General features: G+C 71.1%; 16 protein-coding genes and 2 tRNA genes. 11 read left to right on the forward strand and 7 right to left on the reverse strand.

Going from position 1 to position 21,582, the window contains the following annotated elements:
- Positions 1–199: 199 nt before the first annotated feature.
- The 3 genes from PSH03_RS22205 to PSH03_RS22215 form a co-directional block, all read right to left on the reverse strand.
- Entirely contained in the window at positions 200–1,546 is a 1,347-nt protein-coding gene (locus PSH03_RS22205; protein ID WP_210786457.1) for an ABC1 kinase family protein, read from the reverse strand.
- On the reverse strand, positions 1,543–2,655 hold the full coding sequence (locus PSH03_RS22210) for a TOMM precursor leader peptide-binding protein (protein ID WP_238690298.1): 1,113 nt from the start codon (positions 2,653–2,655) through the stop codon (positions 1,543–1,545). The genes PSH03_RS22205 and PSH03_RS22210 overlap by 4 nt, the downstream gene beginning before the upstream one ends.
- A gap of 222 nt (positions 2,656–2,877) precedes the next feature.
- Positions 2,878–3,048, reverse strand: coding sequence for a DUF5679 domain-containing protein (locus PSH03_RS22215; RefSeq protein ID WP_167457767.1), 171 nt, complete (start codon positions 3,046–3,048; stop codon positions 2,878–2,880).
- 512 nt (positions 3,049–3,560) lie between these two features.
- Between PSH03_RS22215 and PSH03_RS22220 the strand changes: the two genes are divergently transcribed.
- Positions 3,561–4,094: a M48 metallopeptidase family protein gene (locus tag PSH03_RS22220; protein ID WP_210784634.1), complete on the forward strand. Its 534-nt coding sequence runs from the start codon at positions 3,561–3,563 to the stop codon at positions 4,092–4,094.
- Between the two features lie 182 nt (positions 4,095–4,276).
- Entirely contained in the window at positions 4,277–4,885 is a 609-nt protein-coding gene (locus PSH03_RS22225) for a hypothetical protein (RefSeq protein ID WP_238690299.1), read from the forward strand.
- A gap of 82 nt (positions 4,886–4,967) precedes the next feature.
- Here PSH03_RS22225 and PSH03_RS22230 read toward each other — a convergent pair whose 3' ends face one another.
- Positions 4,968–6,302: a zinc-dependent metalloprotease gene (locus PSH03_RS22230; RefSeq protein WP_238690300.1), complete on the reverse strand. Its 1,335-nt coding sequence runs from the start codon at positions 6,300–6,302 to the stop codon at positions 4,968–4,970.
- Between the two features lie 115 nt (positions 6,303–6,417).
- Here PSH03_RS22230 and PSH03_RS22235 point away from each other — a divergent pair, with 115 nt between their 5' ends.
- The 6 genes from PSH03_RS22235 (at position 6,418) to PSH03_RS22260 (ending at position 12,538) form a co-directional block, all read left to right on the forward strand.
- A complete protein-coding gene (locus tag PSH03_RS22235) occupies positions 6,418–7,431 on the forward strand; it encodes a YlbL family protein (RefSeq protein WP_210784632.1) in 1,014 nt (337 codons plus the stop codon).
- A gap of 96 nt (positions 7,432–7,527) precedes the next feature.
- Entirely contained in the window at positions 7,528–10,512 is a 2,985-nt protein-coding gene (locus PSH03_RS22240; RefSeq protein ID WP_238690301.1) for a UPF0182 family membrane protein, read from the forward strand.
- Positions 10,513–10,703: 191 nt separating this feature from the next.
- Positions 10,704–11,213, forward strand: a complete 510-nt coding sequence (locus tag PSH03_RS22245; RefSeq protein ID WP_238690302.1) for a SigE family RNA polymerase sigma factor — start codon at positions 10,704–10,706, stop codon at positions 11,211–11,213.
- Positions 11,203–12,141 carry a hypothetical protein gene (locus tag PSH03_RS22250; RefSeq protein ID WP_238690303.1) on the forward strand — a complete coding sequence of 313 codons (939 nt, stop codon included), beginning with the start codon at positions 11,203–11,205 and terminating at the stop codon, positions 12,139–12,141. The genes PSH03_RS22245 and PSH03_RS22250 overlap by 11 nt, the downstream gene beginning before the upstream one ends.
- A gap of 88 nt (positions 12,142–12,229) precedes the next feature.
- Positions 12,230–12,303 (forward strand) — tRNA-Met (locus tag PSH03_RS22255).
- Between the two features lie 158 nt (positions 12,304–12,461).
- Positions 12,462–12,538: transfer RNA gene (locus tag PSH03_RS22260), tRNA-Met, on the forward strand.
- 120 nt (positions 12,539–12,658) lie between these two features.
- On the opposite strand, the gene PSH03_RS22265 is transcribed toward PSH03_RS22260, so the two are convergent.
- Positions 12,659–16,432, reverse strand: coding sequence for a S8 family serine peptidase (locus PSH03_RS22265; RefSeq protein ID WP_238690304.1), 3,774 nt, complete (start codon positions 16,430–16,432; stop codon positions 12,659–12,661).
- Positions 16,433–16,595: 163 nt separating this feature from the next.
- Here PSH03_RS22265 and PSH03_RS22270 point away from each other — a divergent pair, with 163 nt between their 5' ends.
- Entirely contained in the window at positions 16,596–16,844 is a 249-nt protein-coding gene (locus PSH03_RS22270) for a hypothetical protein (RefSeq protein ID WP_030336617.1), read from the forward strand.
- Between the two features lie 57 nt (positions 16,845–16,901).
- Here PSH03_RS22270 and PSH03_RS22275 read toward each other — a convergent pair whose 3' ends face one another.
- Complete coding sequence (locus tag PSH03_RS22275) at positions 16,902–18,221, reverse strand: ABC transporter substrate-binding protein (RefSeq protein WP_210784627.1); 1,320 nt, start codon at positions 18,219–18,221, stop codon at positions 16,902–16,904.
- A gap of 138 nt (positions 18,222–18,359) precedes the next feature.
- Between PSH03_RS22275 and PSH03_RS22280 the strand changes: the two genes are divergently transcribed.
- Positions 18,360–19,193 carry a phosphoribosylaminoimidazolesuccinocarboxamide synthase gene (locus PSH03_RS22280; protein WP_238690305.1) on the forward strand — a complete coding sequence of 278 codons (834 nt, stop codon included), beginning with the start codon at positions 18,360–18,362 and terminating at the stop codon, positions 19,191–19,193.
- An 18-nt stretch (positions 19,194–19,211) separates the two neighbouring features.
- Here PSH03_RS22280 and glpK read toward each other — a convergent pair whose 3' ends face one another.
- On the reverse strand, positions 19,212–20,696 hold the full coding sequence (gene glpK / locus PSH03_RS22285; protein ID WP_238690306.1) for a glycerol kinase GlpK: 1,485 nt from the start codon (positions 20,694–20,696) through the stop codon (positions 19,212–19,214).
- Positions 20,697–20,797: 101 nt separating this feature from the next.
- Here glpK and PSH03_RS22290 point away from each other — a divergent pair.
- A partial coding sequence (locus tag PSH03_RS22290) for a ribose-phosphate diphosphokinase (RefSeq protein WP_238690307.1) occupies positions 20,798–21,582 on the forward strand: 785 nt, incomplete at its 3' end.

The raw sequence follows: 21,582 nt of genomic DNA on the forward strand, positions 1-21,582 counted from the left end.
GGGCTCGAATGCGCCGGCCTCAGGCCGGTCGTACCACCACGAGCACTGAGGCAACCCGATCCGCCCGTACCGTCGCCATGACCGGCCGCAACCAGGCGGCTCGCGACCTGGGTGTTCTCTAGTACCACCCCACGCAGAAGGGCGGGTGCCGACCGGCACCCGCCCTTCCCCATGTGTTCAGCCGTCCGGGCCTCGACGGTCAGGCGACCGGGGCGAAGCCGGGCAGCCAGCGCTCCAGGATGCTCCGGTAGGGGGCCTTCGCCTCCAACTGGCAGAGCACCCCGATCGACCCGAGCGTCACCCGGTGGATCAGCAGGTACGACGGTGGCAGGTTGAGCTGCCTGCTCAGCTGGTACGTGGGGGAGCGAGGGCTGGCCAGTCGACCCGCCTCGGCCCGTAGCCAGGCCCGGGTGAACCGGAACCCGTCCGCCGCGATGGGCTCCAACATGGGGCGGATGAAGTCGAGCACCCCCTCGGCGTCGATCTCCTCGGCCGAGCCGATGAACCCCTCCGACCGCAGCCCGGCCACGACCTCGTCGGCATCGCCGCGCAGGGCCGTCGCGGCGATACGACCGATCGGCTCCGGAGTGCCCTCCGGCATCCGGGCCACCGCACCGAAGTCGATCACCCCGAGTCGACCGTCGGGCAGCAGCCGGAAGTTTCCCGGGTGCGGGTCGGCGTGCAGCAGCCCGGCCCGCTGCGGCGCGGAGAGGTGCAGGGTGGCCATCAATCGGCCCGCCTCGTCCCGATCCTCCTCGGTACCCTCGCGGATGATGTCGGCCAGCGGGGTGCCCGTCACCCATTCGGTGACCAGCACCCGGGGCGAGGCATTGACCACCTCGGGGATGTAGATCTCCGGGTCGTCGGCGTACGCGGCGGCGAAGGTGCGCTGCGACTCGGCCTCCAACTCGTAGTCCAACTCCTCGGTGATCCGTTCGCGCAGCTCGGCCAGGAGCGGCTTGACGTCCAGGCCGGGTTGGATGGCCCGGAACATTCCGCCCAGTCGGGAGAGCTGCTTGAGGTCGGCGAGCAGGGCGTCGCCGGCCCCCGGATACTGGATCTTGACCGCCACGTCACGGCTGTTCGGTTCGCCCGACTCGTCGAAGCCCGGCTCGCGCCAGCGCGCGCGGTGCACCTGACCGATGCTCGCGGCGGCGGCCGGGACGTCGTTGAACTCGACGAACAGGTCCCGCCAGTCGGGGCCGAGCTGCTCGGCCAGCACCTTGTGCACGCTGGCGGCCGGCAGCGGTGGCGCCGCCTCCTGCAACTTCGTCAGCGCCTGCCGGTAGGGCGCGGCGATCTCCTCCGGCAACGCGGCCTCGAAGACCGACAGCGCCTGGCCGAACTTCATCGCCCCGCCCTTGAGCTGGCCCAGCACGCTGAATAGCTGCTCGGCGGTGCGCTGCTGAATCTCCGCGGAGATCACGTCGGAGGCCAGCCCGGTGACGCGCTTTCCCATCCCGAGAACGGTCCGGCCGGCGAAGCCGAGCGGTAGGGCGGCGAGCTTGGCGGTGCGGGACACGGCGCGGCGCGGGATGTCGGTCACCCGGTCATTGTTACCGACCGGAGGGCCCCGCTGCTGCTCTGCGGCCGGGCTGGTGCGGACACTCGGCCTCGCGAGCACTCACACGCCGGGTGTGGCGGCCAACCCCGACGACGGAAACGGCCGGCACCGGTGATCTCCATGGCACTGCCCAGCGTCTCCGGATGGCCGCCGTCCAGCTGCGTCAGCGCCTCGGCCAGGGCGTACCCGCAGGCGACGAGCAGCGTGCCGGTCGTTGCGGCGGCCACCGGGTCGGCGGCGGCGAGTTGCGCGGCGAGCCGGGGCCAGGCCGGGTCACGGTCGGCCCGGTGCAGCTCGACGCAGTGCAGGCAGGGCCCGGCTGGTGGGCGGACCAACGGCCCGATCACCGGTACGCCTTCGCGCAATGTGACCAGCAGGTGCGGCTGCCGGCGCTGGGCGAGACCGGCGGCGAGCAGCGCGGGAGGCCGGTCCGTGCCGAGCTGGATCACCAGGTCGATCCGCCCGGCGCGGCTCGGATGGGTGCCGGTACCCGGTGCGACGCGGTTGACCGCAGCCCGCACCGCCGGTGCGAGCGGCCCGCCCAGTTCGGCGGCGGGGATGCCAGTGCCGATCAGGTCGACGGGGCGTACCGAGCCGGTGAGCTGGGGAATCACCTGCCCCACGCCGGACTGGGCCAACGCCACCGTCAGCGGCCCGCCGAGCGCCCCGGCGCCGGTGAGCAGGACGCGGGCCGCCCGCCGCCTACGCAGGACCTGGGCGGGGGTGCCGGGCAGTCGGGCGGCGGCCAGGGCCAGCGCGCCGGCCTCCGCCGCGAGCCGGGCGCGGACCGGGCCGGTCAGGTCGCGGGGGAGCAGGCTGTGCGCGGCCACCAACAGGCCGGCGGCCCGCAGGGCGTCGAGCAGGGTACGCGCGTCGTCGGCGCTGACCTGGGCGGACGCCGCCTGGATCAGCACGGTCCGCTCGCTGCGGGTGCCGTCGAGCAGGTCGAGCAGGTGGGCGGCGCGGGGGTTGGCCAACTCCAGGAGGGCAGCCGGCCCAGGGCCGAGGCCGAGTTGCAGGGTGTGCCGGTCCCGCCAGAGCCGGTTGAGGCCGGGCAGCAGGGTGGGGCGGGGCAGTACGGTACGGCTCATGGTTACGAATCGTGACCGCGTGTTCGCGTTCAGTCGATCGTTATCCACAGGCGGTCAGGCCGCTGTTCAGCGCTATCCACAGGATTTGACGGGTTTTCCACAGCCCTTAGCGCCTGTTGTCGGTCACCCGACAGGGCTACCGCAGCGCTGGCACGCATTCCCGATTCGGCAACGGGGGTGGGGTGGCCACCCGGCCACCCCACCCCCGTTCACCCGTTCGGGTCAGACCTTGGCCTTGCCCAGGATGCGGTTCACTGTTGTACCGCATACCGGACACTTGCCCTTGGCCATGTTCATTCCGGTCTTCGAGACCTCGACGTGCCCCTCGAAGTCCCGCTTCTCCTTGCACTTCACGCAGTAACCGTTGTAGGTCGTCTGGGCCTGGTCGGCCACGGTGCCCTCCTCGTCTCGTCCGCCGGTCAATGCCGTTCCGGCGGGGTGCCCGGCGGCGGGCCACACGGGGCGCCGGCGCTGGGTCTCACTCCGCGGCCACCTTCGTGACCGCTGGTCCGCGGACCCTACCCAGGTCTGGGCAGTTCCATGTCAGCTGTGCATCGACACTGTGAGCAAGTCGACGTCGAGAGTGTGCATGGCGAAATAGGTCGGATAAGTCAGTTTGGCGGGGACACGCCGACCAAACCCTGACAGCCACCCGTGCGAGTGCCCCCGGGCGGCATCCGGGGCGGTGATCACCTACGGTGGAGACGTGCCGAGCACCGGCGCCATCGGCGTTCACCAAGGGTGACGAGATGGCGCGATGGCGCTACGGTCAAGAAATTTTCGGGACGGCTGGCGACCAATCACCATTTTCCGGGCGCGTGTCGTGCGGTTGACTCTTGCGGACCCCTGGTCAGTGGGCATTAGCTTTCCTTCGTGACACGTAGTCGAGGCTGCGCGGGCCAGTGATGGCGGGGGCGCGCAAGCCGGTCGTCGAGGTGCGGCGCAGTCAGCGTCGACGACGCACGGTGTCCGCGTACCGTGACGGTGAGCGAGTGGTCGTCCTCATCCCCGACCAGTTCTCCCGTGCCGAGGAGAGCGAGTGGGTCGACCGGATGCTCGCCCGGCTCGCCGCCCGGGAGGGGCGCCTCGCCCGGTCCGACGACGAGCTGCTGGCCCGAGCCAATCGGCTCATCGATCTCTACCTCGCCGGATACGCCGCGAAGGCGGTGCCGGCCAGCGTCCGATGGGTCACCAACCAGAACGGCCGGTGGGGTTCCTGCACGCCGGCGGACCGCAGCATCCGCATCTCGCACCGCGTCCAGGAGATGCCCGACTGGGTGATCGACTACGTGTTGCTGCACGAGTTGGCGCACCTCATCGTGCCCAGCCACAACGCCCGGTTCTGGGCGCTGGTCGGTCGCTACCCCAAGGCGGAACGCGCCCGCGGCTACCTCGAAGGGGTCGCCGCCGCCTCCTCCTGCGCGCCGCTTCCCACCTGATCCACACCCCGCCCCGAGTCTCTGGACGCCGGGCGCCGAGATCCACTCGCCTTCCTGAATGCCGCGCTATCCAGGTCTCCGGGACGCCGCGAATTCAATGAAAACCGAGTCGATCATGCAGCCGAGGCCCGCTCGCCGACGTGGTTCGGGATGGGTGGGGTGGCGGGCGCTAGGGTCGGGGGATGGCGCGACGGGTGGTGGTGGCGTTGCTCGGGCCGGTGCACTGGTCGCCGCCCGGCGTCGACCTGGCGCAGTGGCGAGCGGCGCTCGCGGAAGACGTCATCGACCTGTTCGCCACGCTCAACGAGGTGGAGGTCGCGGTCGCGGTGACTCCGGCCGACCGGGCCCTGGCCGATGCGCTGGTGTGGCCCGGTACGGCGGTGTACGAGGTGGCCGAGCCGACGCCGAACGCCGTGTTCGCCACGCTGAAGGGGTACGACCAAGCGGCAGTGCTGGTCAGTGACGTGCCCGACCTGCCCGCCCTGACCGTCGGCAAGCTGCTCCGCCCACTCACCAGCCGGCCGGTCGCGGTGGCCCCGGTCGAGGGCGGCGGCCCGGGTCTGCTCGGGGTCGCGGTACGACTGCCCGCGCCGAACTGGCTGCCGACGCTGGAGCTGGACACCGCGACGCCGGCTGAGGCGCGCGCCAACGCCCCGCGCCCGGGTGACGTGGCCGTCACCACCGGCTGGCGACGACTGCGCGGCCCGGCTGACCTGGCCACGCTGGACCCGGCCTTCGAGGGTTGGGAAGCGACCCGCGCCCTGCTCTCCGGGTCGGGCCGACCCACCTGAACCGCCGCACCTGACGAACGCGCCCGGGTGCCCGCTGTCGATGACGCGGGCACCCGGAGCGCAGGCCGTCGACGCGCGGGCGTCAGGACCTGGTGTCGCCCTCGCCGTCGGTCTCGTCGGACGGACCGGGCTGACCCGACTGACCCGACGGACCGGGCTGATCAGACTGGCCTGGGGCCTTCTCCTCCACCCCGCTGGGGGCGGTGAAGTCGAAGCTGTCCAGCTCGCTGAGGTCCATGTCGTTCATCGCGAAGGCGACCGGGTCGGCGAAGTCGTCGTCCGACGGGAGCAGGTCCGGGTGGCCCCAGACGGCGTCGCGGCCCTCGATGCCACGGTGCTGGGTGAGCGCGGCCCAGAGCGCCGCGGCCTCGCGCAGTCGGCGGGGGCGCAGTTCCAGACCGACCAGCGCGGCGAAGGTCTGCTCGGCGGGACCGCCTGCGGCCCGGCGACGGCGGAACGCCTCGCCCAGCCGGACGACGTTGGGCAGCCGGTCGCTGGCGGCGCTGTCGACGACGTGGCACACCCAGCCCTCGACCAGGGCGAGTGCGGTCTCCAGGCGGGCCAGCGAGGCCTTCTGCGCCGGAGTGTCCTCCGGGGTGAAGATGCCCTCCAGGGCGATCGCCTGCATCGACTCGGGGTCGGTCGGGTCGACCCGGCCCATCGCCTCCTCGATCGCCTCCCGGTTGACCCGGATGCCCGAGGCGTACATCTCGACAGCGCTGAGCACATGCCCACGCAGCCACGGGACGTGCTGGAACAACCGCTGGTGGGCGGCCTCGCGCAGCGCCACGTAGAGGCGGACCTCGTCCTCGGGCAACTCCAGGCCCTCGCCGTACGCCCGGATGTTGGCCGGGATCAACGCGGCCGTGCCGGCCGGGCCGAGCGGCAGCCCGATGTCGCCGGCGGAGAGCACCTCCGCGGCGAGCGAGCCGAGGGCCTGGCCCAGCTGACCGCCGAACAGCGCGCCACCGAGGGAGGCCACCATCGACTGCATCGGGCCGAGCTGGGCGCGCGCCTCGGGTGGCACCAGGTCGCCCATCGCACCGACCATCCGGCTGGCGACGGGGTCGCACAGCTTGCGCCACACGTCCAGCGTCTTGAAGATCCACTCATTGCGGTTCCACGCAACGGGGTTCTGGATGCCGGAGGGCCACGCCGAGGCGGGCTCCAACCACAGGTCGGCGAGGCGCAGCGCCTCCTCGACCGCGTTGCGCTCGTACATCGACACCGCCGGGTCACCGGCGGCCGCGAGCTGGCTGGCTGCTACCTGCCGGGCCAGGTCCCAGTTGACCGGCCCGCTGCCCGGCGCGGAGAGCAGGTGCTGCAACTGCGACATGAACTGCTGCATCTGCGCGGGATCGTTGGGGTCTGGTGGTTGCCCACCCGGGAGCGCGAAACCGAACGGAATATCAGGCACGACATCTACGGTACGCGGACCGCGCCCCAGGTAGCCGCCGCTGGCGTTGCGCTGAGGGCGAAGTCGCGCGCCGCATCCGGCGGGTGACCCGCAGCCGGTCGGTACGCTCTGCGGCATGAGACGTCGTGGCCTGACGGTCCTGCTCGGTGCCCTGTTCACCGCCCTGCTGAGCATCGGGGTGCTCCGGGTGCCGATTCCGTACGTGGTGCTGGGCCCAGGGCCGACGGTCAACACCCTCGGTACGACCGACGGTAAGGAGGTCATCCAGGTCTCCGGTCGGGAGACCTCGACCTCGGCCGGTCAGTTGCGGCTGACCACGGTGGGGGTGCAACCCAGTGTGCGGTTGCGGGGGGCGATCGCTGGCTGGTTCTCCGACGACGAGGCGGTGGTGCCGCGGGAGCTGGTTTACCCGCCGGGGGAGTCGACGGAGCAGGTCGAGCAGCGCAACGCCGAGGACTTCAAGGCGTCGCAGACCAGCGCGGAGACCGCCGCGCTGCGGGAGCTGGGCTTTCCGGTGCAGGTGGTCATCAAGACGGTGGCCGGGGACGGCCCGGCGGCCGGGGCGCTGAAGGCCGGCGATGTGATCACGTCGGTCGACGGTCAGCCGGTGCCGGTGGCCGCGAAGGTCACCGAGCTGGTCCGGGCCAAGCCGGCGGGCACGGCGTTGACCATCGGCTACACCCGTGACGGCGTGCCGGCCACCGCGACGGTGACCAGTCAGGAGCAGGACGGCCGACCGCGGATCGGTGTCGAGATCGATCAGCAGCAGCCACACCCGTTCACCCTCGGCATCGACCTGGGAGACATCGGTGGGCCGAGCGCCGGTCTGATGTTCGCCCTGGGGATCGTGGACAAGTTGACCCCGGCCGACCTCACCGGCGGCCAGATCATCGCCGGCACCGGCACCATCGACGACGAGGGCGCCGTCGGCCCGATCGGCGGGATCGCCCAGAAGCTGGTCGGCGCCAAGCGCGCCGGGGCGAAGGTCTTCCTGGTGCCGGCGGACAACTGCGCCGAGGCGGTCCGCAATCCGCAGCCCGATCTGCCGCTGTTGCGGGTGGGTTCGTTGGACGAGGCGATGACCGCTCTGGAGACGTTGCGCGCGGGTGGTCAGCCGACGCGTTGCTGACCGATGTGACCGTGCCCCGACACGCTCAGGAACACCCCGTACTCTGGGTGCCTGGTCGGAGCCGATCATATCGAGCGTGCGGAGCCAACAGTGGTCATGCGAAGCAGCAGCCCCCTCCCGAGGATGAGCCGGCGCGGGCGCGTCACCATCGCGGTCCTGGTCGGGGTGTTCGTGCTCTTCACCCTGCTCGGCTGGGGTGTCCAGGCCTGGACCGACTGGCTCTGGTTCGACGAGGTCCGCTACACCGAGGTCTTCACCGGCGTCCTGCTCACCCGGCTGGTGCTCTTCCTCGCCATCGGCCTCGGCATGGCGGTGATCGTCGGCGGCAACCTGTGGCTGGCCTACCGGTTGCGCCCGCGACTGCGTCCGCACTCGGTGGAGCAGGCGACCCTGGAGCGCTACCGGATGGTGCTCGGCCCGCGTCTCGGCACCTGGATCTCGCTGACCGCCGCGGTGGTCGGGCTCTTCGCCGGTCTCTCCGCGCAGAACCGGTGGAACCAGTGGCTGCTCTTCCGCAACGGCGGTGACTTCGGCATCAAGGACCCGGAGTTCGGGGTCGACATCGGCTTCTACGTCTTCCAACTGCCGTTCTGGCGTTACCTGCTCGGGGTCGCCTTCACCGCTGTGGTGCTGGCCGTGATCGGCGCGCTGGCGGTGCACTACCTCTTCGGCGGGGTCCGCCTGCAGGGCGTCGGCGACCGGATGAGCAACGCGGCCCGCGCGCACCTGAGCACCCTGGTCGCGGTCTTCGTGCTGTTGAAGGCGATCGCGTACGTGCTGGACCGGCGGGCCATGCTGCTGGAGTACAACGAGGGCGCCAAGTTGTACGGCGCCGGCTACGCCGACGTCAACGCGTTGCTGCCGGCGAAGGAGATCCTCGCCTACATCTCGATTGTGGTGGCGATCGCGATCCTCGTGTTCTCCAACGCCTGGATGCGGAACCTGGTCTGGCCGGGGATCTCGCTGGCGCTGCTCGGCGTGTCCGCGGTGGCCATCGGCGGCATCTACCCCTGGGCGGTGCAGACCTTCGAGGTCAAGCCGAGCGCCAAGGACAAGGAAGCGCCGTACATCCAGCGCAGCATCGACGCGACGCGCGCGGCGTTCGGGTTGGGGGCCACCGAGACGACCCCGTACGCGGCGAACAACCTCACCCCACCGGCGAACCTGGCCACCGACACCTCGGTGGTGTCGAACGTGCGACTGCTCGACCCGCAACTGGTCAGCGAGACGTACACCCAGCTCCAGCAGGTGCGTGGCTTCTACGACTTCGGCCCCAAGCTGGACATCGACAGGTACGGGGTGAACGGAAAGGTCTCCGACTACGTGGTCGGCGTCCGGGAGATCAACTACGGCGAGTTGACCGACCAGCAGAACACCTGGATCAACAGGCACACCGTCTACACCCACGGGTACGGGCTGGTGGCTGCCCCGGCCAACCAGGTGGTCTGCGGCGGGCAGCCGTTCTTCGTCTCCGGCTTCCTCGGCGAGAAGACCCAGGAGGCGTGCTCCTCGCAGACCGAGCAGATCCCGGCCAAGCAGCCGCGCATCTACTTCGGCGAGCGGATGGCGGCCGACGACTACGCGATCGTCGGCCAGGCCGACCCGAACAGGAAGGCCGAGTTCGACAGGCCGGTCGGCGACGGTGGCGGCGAGTCCTACACCTACACCGGTGAGGGCGGCGTCGAGATCGGCTCCTTCACCCGGAGGCTGCTGTACGCCATCAAGGAGCAGGAGTCGAACTTCCTGCTCTCCGAGGCGGTCAACAAGGACTCCAAGCTGCTCTATGTGCGTAACCCGCGCGACCGGGTGGAGAAGGTCGCGCCGTTCCTCACGTTGGACGGCGACCCGTACCCGGCGGTGGTGGACGGCCGGGTGCAGTGGATCGTCGACGGTTACACCACGGCGGCCACCTATCCGTACGCGGAGAAGGTCAACCTGCAGACCGAGACCACCGACGAGTTGACCAACCGGGGCACCTTCCAGCTGGCCCGCGAAGACGTCAACTACATGCGCAACTCGGTGAAGGCCACCGTCGACGCGTACGACGGCACCGTCAAGCTCTACGAGTACGACGACACCGATCCGGTGCTCAAGGCGTGGAACAAGGCGTTCGGTGGTGACCTGGTGCTGCCGAAGGCGGAGATCCCGGTCGAGCTGACCGAGCACCTGCGCTACCCGGCGGACATGTTCAAGGTGCAGCGCAACCTGTTGACCAAGTTCCACGTGACCAACCCGGGTGACTTCTACTCGGCCCAGGACTTCTGGCAGGTGCCAAACGTGCCGGACGCTCCGGACAGCGGCCAGAAGCAGCCTCCGTACTACCTGTTCACCCAGTTCCCGGGGCAGGAGAGCCCCCGGTTCCAGCTCACCTCGGCGGTCACCCCGAACGGCCGGCAGAACCTCGCCGCGCTGATCTCCGGGTCGTACGTCGAGGGGAAGCCCCGCCTGGAGGTGCTGGAGTTGCCGGACCAGACCCGGATCTCCGGTCCGGTTCAGGTGCACCAGCAGATGACCAACAACGCGAACATCCGTCAGCAGCTCAACCTGCTCTCCAGCAACCAGGCCCAGGTGCACTACGGCAACCTGCTCTCGTTGCCCTTCGCCGACGGGATGCTCTACGTCGAGCCGGTCTACGTGAAGAGCAACCAGCAGGACGCGTACCCGCTGTTGCAGAAGGTGCTGCTCTCGTACGGTGACGGCGGCTCCTTCGTGGCGCTCGCCGACAACATCAACGACGGCATCAAGCAGTTGGTCGAGCAGGGCAAGAAGGCCGGGCAGGGCACGTCGCCGCCGCCGACGACCGGGGGCAACCCGACGACGCCCACGCCGACGCCTTCGGGCACGGCGACGCCGGCGCCGACGGCGACCCCGAGCCCCGGCACCCCACCGCCGACCGGTGACCTGGCTGCCGCCGCGGACCGGGTGCAGACCGCTATCACCGAGGTCCGGGCCGCGCAGGCGTCCGGCGACTTCGAGCGGTATGGGCGTGCGCTGAAGGCCCTCGACGAGGCGCTCACGGCGTTCCAGCAGGCGCAGCAGGCCGCTGGTGCGCCGGGTGCCAGCCCGAGTGCCGGAGGCTGACCCGCCACCGCACGCAGTTCCTCCCCGAGCCCCCGTCGCTCGGACCGCATCAGGTCCGAACGGCGGGGGCTCGGCCGTTGTCGTGATCTGTGCGTATCTGTCACGTCACCGACAGCACCCTCCACCTCCGCAACCTGCGACGCCGGTCCGCCGTCCTCAATGCAACGGGGTGGGGACGAGGGGGAACAGTCGTGCGGGACGCGCAGAGCTTCGATGACTTCTACCGCAGCACCGCCCGGCGGATGGTGCGGTACGGCTATGCGGTCGCTGGCGACCACGGCGAGGCCCAGGACCTGGTGCAGGAGGCGTACACCCGGGCCTGGCGGCAGTGGGGGCGACTGTCGTCGCATCCGGCGCCGGAGGCGTGGCTGCGGCTCGTGGTGGCCCGGCTGGCCACCGACCGCTGGCGGCGCCTGCACCGTTGGCGGGTGGTGCTGAGCCGTACCGGACCACCGGCTGTCGCACCCCCGCCCAGCGAGGACGGGGTGCTCCTGGTCGGAGCGCTCCGGCAGTTGCCCGCCACGCACCGGCAGGCGCTGGCCCTGCACTACCTCTTCGACATGTCCGTCGAGGAGATCGCCCGGGAGACCGACGTCCCGGTCGGCACCGTGAAGTCCTGGCTGTCCCGAGGCCGGTCCCGGCTGGCCGCGCTGCTGCCCGACCTCTGCACCCTGGAGTTGGAGGCGAACGATGTCAGTTGAACTCTCTGCCCTGTACCGGTCGCTCAGCACCGTCGCGGACGGGTACGAGCTGACCCATCCCGAGTCGCTTCGACGGTTCGCCGACCGGCGGGCCCGGGCCCGGGTAGCCGGTTCGACGCTCGCGGTGGCGCTGCTCGTCGGCGGGGTTGCCGTCGGTGGCCGACTGGCGTACCCGGCGGACGGCGCCGCACCGCTGCCGCCGCCCGCCGACACCCCTGGCCCGCTGCCGACCGGGGCGACTGCGACCCCCCTGCCGTCGACGACACCGACTCCGGCGTCGACACCCCCGTCCCCGCCGCCGTCGCGGACCACCCCGAGCGGTACGCCGTCGCAGCCGGCCACCGGACCGGCGGCACCTCGACCGCCCACCTCGATCCCGGACCGCGCCTTCTTCGTGCTGGCGGCCCCGAATCGGACCGGACTGGAATCCTCGGGGGAGGGGCCGGCACTGCCGACGCTGTGCGGGACGCGCCTGCCCAGCGACTCGGCAATGGTCCAACGCCGTGGTCGCTACCTGGCCTACAAGTTGCCGGAGACGCCGACGGGGCACGTCCCGGACGGCAGCTACCGGCACACCATCACCATCTACCGGGCAGGCCGCGCCGACGACGCGTTGCGGGAGCTGCGGCAGGCCGTGCGCGGCTGCCCCGACCAGAAGCTGTCCGACGACAACAGGACGTGGCGGCAGCGGCTGCTGGCCTCGGGGGCGTACGGGGACGGGTCGGTGCTGTTCGAGATGCGGGCCCCGATGCCGGACGGGATGGGCGAGCCGGGTACGGAGGAGGTTCGGCTGGTCCGGGCGGTCCGGGTCGGCGACGTGGTGACGGTGCTCTGGGAGCAGGGTTGGGAGCACACGGCGGCCGTTCGGTCCCAGGTCGATGCGGACAGTCGACGGGCGGTCGCGGCGATCGAGAACTGGCTCGACTGACAACGGCCCAGGTCAGGGGTGTCGGCGAGTGCGGTATCGGCGTCGCTTTGCGGTGTCCCGGGTCGGTGCGCTACGGTTATCGAGCCGACGCGGGGTGGAGCAGCTCGGTAGCTCGCTGGGCTCATAACCCAGAGGTCGCAGGTTCAAATCCTGTCCCCGCTACGAGAGAAACACCAGTTCGAAAGCCCGTCTCCGGTTCACCGGCGACGGGCTTTCGACATTCCGGGGTGCCGGCCACAGCATTCCGGGGTGCCGGCCACAGCGGATGGCGACCCCACTGATCATCGCTCGGAACGGGTGAGTTAGTCTTAACCAGTCGACGCGGGGTGGAGCAGCTCGGTAGCTCGCTGGGCTCATAACCCAGAGGTCGCAGGTTCAAATCCTGTCCCCGCTACCACTGAAAGTGATACGAGTCCGGCCCCCACAGTGTGGGGGCCGGACTTGTTTGGTGCCGCTGTCAGAACTGAGGGGCCCGGACGGGCCGGCACCTCGTCGGTGCCGGCCCCCCCGGCGGGTTCTACCGCAGGCCGAAGGCCCGGGTGACGGTCTGGGTGACGCCGCCACCGTTGCGCTGCTTGGCGGTGACCCGGATCGACACGAAGTCGGCCCGGTGCGGCGCGTTCAGCGACGCCTGCCAGGTGCCCTTCTTCTCCCGCAGGTCCTGCCGGTGCCAGGTCGCCCCGTCGTCGTAGGAGATCTCCAACTCAAGTGACGACACGGCGTCTCGAGCCGCTGTGCTGCCCACCACCACGGGCGTGATCGAGAAGTCGGTTCGGCGCTTCGTCCGACCCGCGAAGTCCACGTCAGTTCCGTAGTCCAGTTGGACCAGCGGGATGGCCTGCACCTCAGTGCTGCCGCCGGAGACGAAGCTCCACTCGGTGTGCGTGGCGGTCGAGTACTGGCTGAACTCGGGCTTGCCAGTGGTCTCGACGACCAGTCGGTACGGCAGCTTCTCCGGCGACAGGTCACCAGCGCCGACCTCCGGCCAGCCGTCGAACCGGGTCAGCTGCTTGTCGCCCTGATAGAACGTGGCGATCTGCGACATGCTGGCCCCGCCGCTGTGGGCGGCGCCCGCGTCGCCGAACCCCTGGATGTAGGCGCTCATGGCCGTCTCACCACGGAACGGGATCTCGGTGCTGAGCAGCCGTGGCCGGGTGATCGGCCCGAACCAGCGGTCCTTCTGGACGCTGCCCGGCCGGTACGCGATGGCCTCCGTGTTGGACCGCGCCCAGTCGGCGACGTCGGCGTACTGCATCCACTTGATGCCGCCGCCTGCGGAGACCCAGTCGGTACGCGGCCCCGGCGCTACCGGCTCGAACGGGAACGGCCGTGCCGCCGCGTACTCGTACGGTGGGAAGTCCATCCGGGTCTCGCTCGACTGCTTCCCCGGGGGCGGGGAGAAGGTGAGATCGATCCGGGCGAGGTTGCGCGGGTCCGTCTTGGCGGACGGGTCCTTCGGCACCCCGCCGCTGTGGTAGTCCACCAGGTCGTACAGGTACTTCGCCCTGGGGTGGGCGACCACTACCAGTCGTACCGGGTTGCGGCCCGCGACGGTGATCTTCTGGATCAACGCCTCGCCCTCGTCCATGGTCACCGAGGCCACCGGGACCGGCCCGGGCGTCACCGCGTCGGGGTTGCCGTACCAGTCGCTCTTGCGACCGGCGCGGTCGTTGACCACGACGAGCATCGCCGCACCGGCGGTGTGCGCCGCCGCTGCCTGGTCCGTGGGGGTCACCGCGTCGTTGCCGCGGACGACCACTGCCTTGCCGCGGGCGGAGACGCCGGCGTAGTCGGCGGTGCCGCCGTCGCCCGCGAAGACGGCGTCCAGGCGCGAGGTGCCGTCGGGCAGCGGTGGGGAACCGGGCTGCGCGAGCGGGTGGCTGAGGTGCCGGCCGTGGTAGCTGATCGCCAGTGGCGTCTGCGCGGCGCGGATCCGGGTGGTGAAGACGAAGCTGCCCTTGCGCACCTTGTCCCTGGTCGGCAGGGCCCACAGGCTGTCGTAGGCGGCGCCCGGCCAGAACGTCTCGCGGAGGGCGCTCCAGTCGGTGGGTGTCGGCTCGCTCGAGGTGAAGGAGCGGTAGACGTCGATTCTGCTGTTGACGACGGCGGTCGGCTGGGGTGTCGCCACCTTCACCTGGCGGGCCCGCGCGGCGTCGAGTTCCACTACCCGGTTGGTCGTCAGGTCGACCTCGGGAGCGGTCAGCATCGCGAGCCCGAGGGAGCGGGGCCCGTGCAGACCCTCCACGTCCGCCGCCGTGACGACGGTGTAGGAGCCGGGCGCCAGGCGGGCGGTGAGCTTTCCGTCCGGCACCCACATGAAGGCGGAGCCGGTCTCGGCGTTGACGACCTCGACCTCGCCGCTCATGGGCCGGCCGGCGCGGTCCTTCAGGTGGATGGTGAGGTCGTACTTCTTGGACTCGACGGCGACCCCGACGGCCGTGTGCACCTCGCCGGCGGCGAAGCGGGCCGTGACCTGGGCTGAGTACCTGCCGGCGGGGAGGCCCGCCGGGGCCACCACGACGTCGACAGTCGCGCTGGCCCGAGCGGGCACCGTGACGCTGTCGGCGGTTGTCGTGAACGTCTGCGCGGGGGCGGAGTCGTTGTCGACGGAGAGCGCCAACGCGATCGGGCTGTCAGTGGTGTTGGTGTAGGTGATCGTCCGCTTGATGGGCTGTGGCGCGGTGCCCCAGCCGACGAGTCCGGCGTCCACCGACCCGGACGCGACGACCTGGTCCTGGTGGTACGCGGCGGCGACGTTCAACCGACCGCTACCGGCCTGATAGGCGTCGTAGTCAGGCGTGCGGACGCTGGTGCTCATCAGCGCGTCCTTGATCTGCCGCGCGCTCCAGGTCGGGTGCTTCTGGACCAGCAGGGCGGCCGCCCCGGCGACGTGCGGCGCTGCCATCGAGGTGCCACTGTCGGCGTAGTAGTAGCCCTCACCCCAGGAGATGTGCTGCGAGCGTGCCGCCAGCACGTCCACCCCGGGAGCGGTCATGTCGGGCTTGAGGGCCTCGTCGTTCAGCCGGGGTCCGACGCTGGAGAAGCCCGCCAGGTGGTCGGAGGTGTCCACCGCCCCGATGGTCAGCGCGGCGTCCGCGGTGCCCGGCGCACCGAGGGTGTACGGATCTGGTCCGCTGTTGCCGGCGGCCACGACGAAGAGGGCACCCGTCTCGGCGGTCAGCTGGTTGACGGCCTGGCTCAGCGGGTCGTCCTGGGTGTGCCAGGCGCTCACGCCGAGACTCATGTTGATCACTTTGGCGTGCTCGGCCCGCGCCGCCCACTCCATGCCCGCGATGATCCCCGAGATGGACCCGCTGCCGTACTCGTCGAGGACCTTGCCGATCACCAGGTCGGCGTCGGGGGCCACGCCCCGTTCCCTGCCGCCGGAGGCGGCGCCCGTCCCGGCGACGGTGGAGGCGGTGTGGGTGCCGTGCCCGTTCCGGTCGATCACGTCCTGGCCGGGGATGAAGCTCCGCGAGGCCACCACCTGGTCGGCGAGATCCGGGTGGGTGGTGTCCACCCCGCTGTCCAGGACGGCGACCCGGACACCGCTGCCGGTGCCACCCGCGGCCCACGCCGCGGGCGCGCCGATCTGGGCGGTGGTGTCGGCCAGGGTGGCCTTCGCCTTGCCGTCGAGCCACACCTTGTCGACGCCGGCCGCGAAGGAGGGTGCCGGGGTGGCAGCGCTGCGACCGGTCGGCGACTGTCCAACGGTGAGGGCCGACCAGAAGTCAGCGGCCTGCGATCGGCGGGTGCGGATCGCCTCGCCGCGGACGGAGGGAAGCTCCAGCGTGGTCCGCGCGCCGGGCAGCGCGGTGCCGGTCCTGAGCTTCGCCGTACCCGTCGTGCGGGTGACGATCAGGGGGAGTTCGGCGGTCCGCGCGTCGTCGTAGCCCTGGGCGATGAGCTGGGTGACGTCGAACAGTTGCTTGTCGAGTCGACCGGTGGCGAGGTACGGCATTGCCTCGTCCGGGTACACGTAGGTGTCCCGACCCTCAGTGGAGACGCGTACGGAGCCGGTGGCGCCCGGGGCGCGCTTGACATCCACCGTTGGGGTTGCGCCGTGGACGCCCGGGGTCACGGTCACCCGGTCGCCGGTGATCAGCGTGACCGTGACGGGTGCGCGGTCCGCGTTGCCGCTCGGAGCGGGTTTGGTCGGCGGCGGTGGGGGTGGCGGGGCGCCGTGCGCCGCCGTGGGGGTGAGGAGGGCGGCGACGAGGGTGACGCCGACCGCTGCCGCCGCAGATCTTCGGGTGCGAGAGATCCGCGCACTGTCTACAGAGTTGAGCATGAGGCGAATCCGATCACCTCGAGAGATTCATGTAAAGATCATCATCTTTGCCGGGACGTTGCGAGCGCGTTGCGCCCCGCACGGAGAGCTTGCGGACCATCCGGTCCCGTGGTTCGGCGTGGACCGACGTGCCGAGGTTGCGCGCTTCGGCGAGGATGGGCACATGTCTTCATTCGGTAAGTGGTGGGGCCGCCTGAGCGCGGTCTTCGGTGCGGTCGTACTGGCGGTCTTCGTACCCGTCGCGGCCTGGGCGTCCACGGGCACCGGCGAACTCGTGGTGGAGGCCGCCCGGCGGCGAGGCCGCAGCGGCTTCGGGGTGCTCCCGCTGCTCTGCTGCCTGGTGGTGGTCGCGATCGTCGTGTTCCTGGTGCTGCGGCTGATGCGCAACCGCCGGGGTGGCCCGCCGCGCTGACCGGGCCCGAGGCGTCGGCGGGTCACCAGCGGCCGGCTCCGGGCCGACCGCCGGTGCTCACACCGCCAGAGCCGCGATGGCCTGGGACAGGAAGCGCGCGGTGGCCTCACGGGTGCCGTCGCGCTTGACGCGGATGCGCTCGGCGGCGGTGACCAGCAGGGTGCGCACCTTGGCGTGCCCCTTGGGCGGCGGCGCCGGCGCCGGCCCGAGCAGGTCGGCGATGCTGGCGCCGAACTCGGCGGCACGTCGCTGCGCCGGGTCGGTGATGCTGCCCTCTGCGTAGCGGCGGACCTGGGCACTGGCGTTCAGCCCACGTTCGTGGCCGAGAACGGCGCCGACCTCACCATTTGTGGTCAGAAAGTTGATCACGTCGGCGACCGCGTCCGGGTGGCGGGTGCCTCGGAAGCCCGCCCAGTACATCGACGCTCGCGCCCACTGAGCCCCCGGCGGGCCGGGAATGCCGACGATGCCCAACTCGGACTCGGTGAGTCGTTGCAGCTCCGGGAGCTGGTGCGACCAGGCGAAGGACGCCGCCGTCACCCCGTTCACCACCAGTTGCCGGGCCGGCTCGCCGCTGTCGGCCTGCTCGACCAGGGCCGCGCTCGGTGTGGCTCGGCCCCGGCGGGCCCGCTGCCACAACTCGAACCACGCGATCAGCTCGTCCGCGCCGAAGCCGAGCTGGTTGCCCCGGTAGAACTCGCCGCCCTGCGACCGCAACCAGAGCCAGAGCGCCCGGTAGTCGCCCGACCCGTCCATGGTGCCGGCCACCCGGCGGTCGCTGGCCTCGGTGACCTGCGTGGCCCAGGAGATGTAGTCGGCCCAGGTCATCCCGGCGCGGGGCTCCGGCATCTCCAGCTCCCGCAGCAGGTCCCGGTTGAACACCACCACGGCGTGGGTCTGCCCGGCGGCCACCGCCATCGTCCGCCCCTGCACAGTGCCGTAGCGGATCAGACCTTCCGGCAGGCCCCGAAGATCCAGGTGGTGGTCGGTGAGGTCGAGGATGACCTGACGTTGGGTGTACTCGGTCAGCATGGCGTCGTCGATCTGGATCAGGTCCGGTACGTTCCCGCCGCCCGCCTGGGTGGCCAGCCGGTCGTAGTAGCCGTCGGCGCCCTGCCAGGTGACCCGGAAGGTGACCCTGGGGTTGCGATCCGAGTAGAGCCGTAGCGCCTTCTCGGTGAGCTCGGCCCGCTTGGTGCCACCCCACCAGAAGACCGACAGCTCGACGGGCCCGTCCTGGGTCGAGGTGGCCGCGCCGTCGCTGCACCCCGCCAGCCCGCCGGACGCGAGCAGAGGTGCGCCGAGCAGCGCGCCGAGCAGTCGGCGCCGGCCCGGGTCGGCGCCGAGGCGGTCGAGCGGGGGTCGAACAACGGGCACGGTGCTCTCCTGGACCTACGGGGGTGGCGGTCGGACCATTCACGCAGGCAGCACACGAAGGTGTCAACGTCCGTCCGGTCACCCTCGGCCGGGTGGTCGAATCAGGCCCTTCCCATGTCGCGTGGTGTACTAGGGCGCGTGGAACTTCTGCACTCGGGCAAGGTCCGGGACGTCTACGCCGACGGCGACGACCTGATCCTGGTGGCCTCGGATCGCATCTCGATCTACGACGTGGCGCTGCCGACGCCGATCCCGGACAAGGGTCGTCTGCTCACCGCGCTCTCGCTGTGGTGGTTCGAGCAGCTCGCCGACCTCGTGCCCAACCACGTCATCTCGGCCACCGACGTGCCCGCCGAGTTCGCCGGGCGGGCCATCCGCTGCCAGCGGCTGGACATGGTCCCGGTCGAGTGCGTCGCCCGCGGTTACCTGACCGGCGGCGGCCTGCGGGAGTACGAGCAGACCGGCGCGGTCTCCGGCGTGCCACTGCCGCGAGGGCTCGGCGAGGCGTCGATCCTGCCCGAGCCGATCTTCACGCCGTCGAGCAAGGCCCCGGCGGGCGAGCACGACGAGCCGATCACGTACGACGACGTGGTGGACAAGGTGGGTCAGGCCACCGCCGAGCGGCTGCGGCAGATCACCGTCGACATCTACCGGCGCGGCGCCGAGTTGGCCGCCGACCGGGGCATCCTGGTCGCCGACACCAAGATCGAGCTGGGTTGGGCGCCGGACGGCACCCTGGTCCTCGCCGACGAACTGCTCACCTCCGACTCGTCGCGGTTCTGGCCGGCCGAGTCGTACCAGCCGGGCCGGGTGCAGTTCTCCTACGACAAGCAGTACGTGCGGGACTGGGCCACCGGCAGCGGCTGGAACAAGCGGGCCCCCGCCCCGGACATGCCGGCCGAGGTGGTCGAGGCGACCCGGGCTCGCTACATCGACGTCTACGAGAAGCTCACCGGCAACCGCTGGGAGTGAGTGACCGCCGGACCGGCGTCACTCCACCCAGTCGAGGGTGCGCTGCACGGCCTTGCGCCACTGGCGCAGCTCCTTCTCGCGCAGGTCCGGGGCCATGGCCGGCTCCCACTGGGCGTCGGAGCGCCACTGCGCCCGCAGGGTGGCCAGGTCCGGCCAGAAGCCGACCGCCAGACCGGCCGCGTACGCGGCGCCCAGGCAGGTGGTCTCGGTGATCCGGGAACGGACCACCGGCACGTCGAGCACGTCGGCGAGGAACTGCATGAGCAGGCCGTTCGCTGTCATCCCGCCGTCCACCCGGAGACGGCGCAGCGCCACGTCCGAGTCGGCGTTCATCGCGTCGACCACCTCGCGGGTCTGCCACGCCGACGCCTCCAGCACCGCCCGCGCCAGGTGCCCCTTGGTGATGTAACCGGTCAGGCCGGCGATCACCCCGCGGGCGTCGCTGCGCCAGTGCGGGGCGAACAGCCCCGAGAACGCCGGCACCACGTAGCAGCCGCCGTTGTCGTCCACCGTGCGGGCCAACTTTTCCACCTCGGCGGCCGTGGAGATCAGCCCGAGGTTGTCACGCAGCCACTGCACCAGCGAGCCGGTGACCGCGATGGCGCCTTCGAGGGCGTACGCCGGCGGTTGGTCCTTGATCCGGTAGGCGACAGTGGTGAGCAGGCCGTGCGTCGACGGGACCGGGCTGGCGCCGGTGTTGAGCAGCAGGAAGCTGCCGGTGCCGTAGGTGCACTTCGCCTCACCCGGCTGGAAGCAGGTCTGCCCGAACAGGGCGGCCTGCTGGTCGCCGAGCGCACTGGCCACCGGCACCCCGGCGAGCACCCCGCCGGCAGTGCCGTACACCTCGGCGGAGCAGCGGATCTCCGGCAGCATCGCCGCCGGAACACCCATCGCGTCCAGCAGCTCCGGGGCCCAGTCCAGGGTCGTGAGGTCCATCAGCATGGTCCGGCTGGCGTTTGTCACGTCGGTGACGTGCTCGCCGGTCAGCTTCCAGATCAGCCAGCTGTCCATGGTGCCGAAGAGCACCTCGCCGCGCTCGGCGCGCCCGCGCAGGCCGTCGACCTCGTCGAGCAGCCAGCGCAGCTTCGGCCCGGCGAAGTAGGTGGCCAGCGGCAGGCCCGTGCGGGCCCGGAACCGCTCCTCGCCGTACGCCGACGCAAGCTCGCGCAGCAGCGGCCCGGTCCGGGTGTCCTGCCAGACGATGGCGTTGGCCGCCGGGCGCCCGGTGGCCCGATCCCAGACGACTGTGGTCTCCCGCTGGTTGGTGATGCCGACTGCGGCCAGCCCGGACGCGTCGGTGCCGGCGGCCCGCAGCGCCTCGGCGACCACCTGCTCGACGTTGTCCCAGATCTCCTCGGCGTCGTGCTCCACCCACCCCGGTCGGGGGAAGATCTGCCGGTGCTCGCGCTGGGCCACGGCGACGATGTCCCCGGCCCGGTCGAAGACGATGCACCGCGAGGAGGTGGTGCCCTGGTCGATGGCGGCGACGTACTGGGGGGTCACCGCAGCACCGTACCCGGACGGCGGCGCGGCGCGACAGGCGTCACGGCGGGTTCCGGCCCGCCGCCGTCGGCGGCCGTCCGCTTCCCCTACGATGTGCGAACGTGCGCGACATCGCAGTTTTCAGTGGAACCGCCCATCCCGACCTGGCTGCCGAGATCTGCGCCCACCTGGGGGTGCCGCTGCACCCGGTGCGGGTCTCCCGGTTCGCCAACGACTGTCTGGAAGTCCAGTTGCAGGCCAACTGCCGGGAGCGGGACGTCTTCCTGATCCAGCCGTTGGTGCCGCCGGTGCAGGAGCACCTGGTCGAGCTGCTGCTGATGATCGACGCCGCCCGGGGCGCCTCCGCCGGTCGGATCACCGTGGTGCTGCCGCACTACGCGTACGCCCGGTCGGACAAGAAGGACGCGCCACGGATCTCGATCGGCGCGCGGCTCGTCGCCGACCTGCTCACCTCGGCCGGGGCGGACCGGGTGCTCGCGATGACCCTGCACTCGCCGCAGGTGCACGGCTTCTTCAGCGTCCCGGTGGATCACCTGCACGCGCTGCGGGAGCTGGCCACCCACTTTCGGCGCTACGACCTCAGCAACACAGTGGTGGTCTCGCCCGACCTGGGCAACGCCAAGGAGGCCGCTGCCTTCGCCCGGCTGCTCGGCACGCCGGTCGCGGCCGGGGCGAAGCGGCGGTTGAGCGACGACCTGGTCAAGAGCAGCGCGGTGATCGGCGACGTGACCGACCGGGATGTCATCGTGCTGGACGACGAGATCGACAAGGGCAGCCCCGTGGTCGAGCTGGTGGAGGAGCGGCGAGGCCTGAAGGTCCGGTGGATTCGGCGGGCCTGCAGACAAGGGCTCTTCACCGGCGACACGTTACAGCGGACGCAGCACAA

The organism is Micromonospora salmantinae, assembly GCF_022230905.1.
Lineage (GTDB): Bacteria > Actinomycetota > Actinomycetes > Mycobacteriales > Micromonosporaceae > Micromonospora > Micromonospora salmantinae.

What these genes read in the sequence shown, in the direction of transcription:
- PSH03_RS22210 (WP_238690298.1), bottom strand. Translation starts at nt 2,655, where the DNA reads ATGAGCCGTACCGTACTGCCCCGCCCCACCCTGCTGCCCGGCCTCAAC.
- PSH03_RS22220 (WP_210784634.1), top strand. Translation starts at nt 3,561, where the DNA reads ATGGCGGGGGCGCGCAAGCCGGTCGTCGAGGTGCGGCGCAGTCAGCGT.
- PSH03_RS22225 (WP_238690299.1), top strand. Translation starts at nt 4,277, where the DNA reads ATGGCGCGACGGGTGGTGGTGGCGTTGCTCGGGCCGGTGCACTGGTCG.
- PSH03_RS22235 (WP_210784632.1), top strand. Translation starts at nt 6,418, where the DNA reads ATGAGACGTCGTGGCCTGACGGTCCTGCTCGGTGCCCTGTTCACCGCC.
- PSH03_RS22240 (WP_238690301.1), top strand. Translation starts at nt 7,528, where the DNA reads ATGCGAAGCAGCAGCCCCCTCCCGAGGATGAGCCGGCGCGGGCGCGTC.
- PSH03_RS22250 (WP_238690303.1), top strand. Translation starts at nt 11,203, where the DNA reads ATGTCAGTTGAACTCTCTGCCCTGTACCGGTCGCTCAGCACCGTCGCG.
- PSH03_RS22265 (WP_238690304.1), bottom strand. Translation starts at nt 16,432, where the DNA reads ATGCTCAACTCTGTAGACAGTGCGCGGATCTCTCGCACCCGAAGATCT.
- PSH03_RS22270 (WP_030336617.1), top strand. Translation starts at nt 16,596, where the DNA reads ATGTCTTCATTCGGTAAGTGGTGGGGCCGCCTGAGCGCGGTCTTCGGT.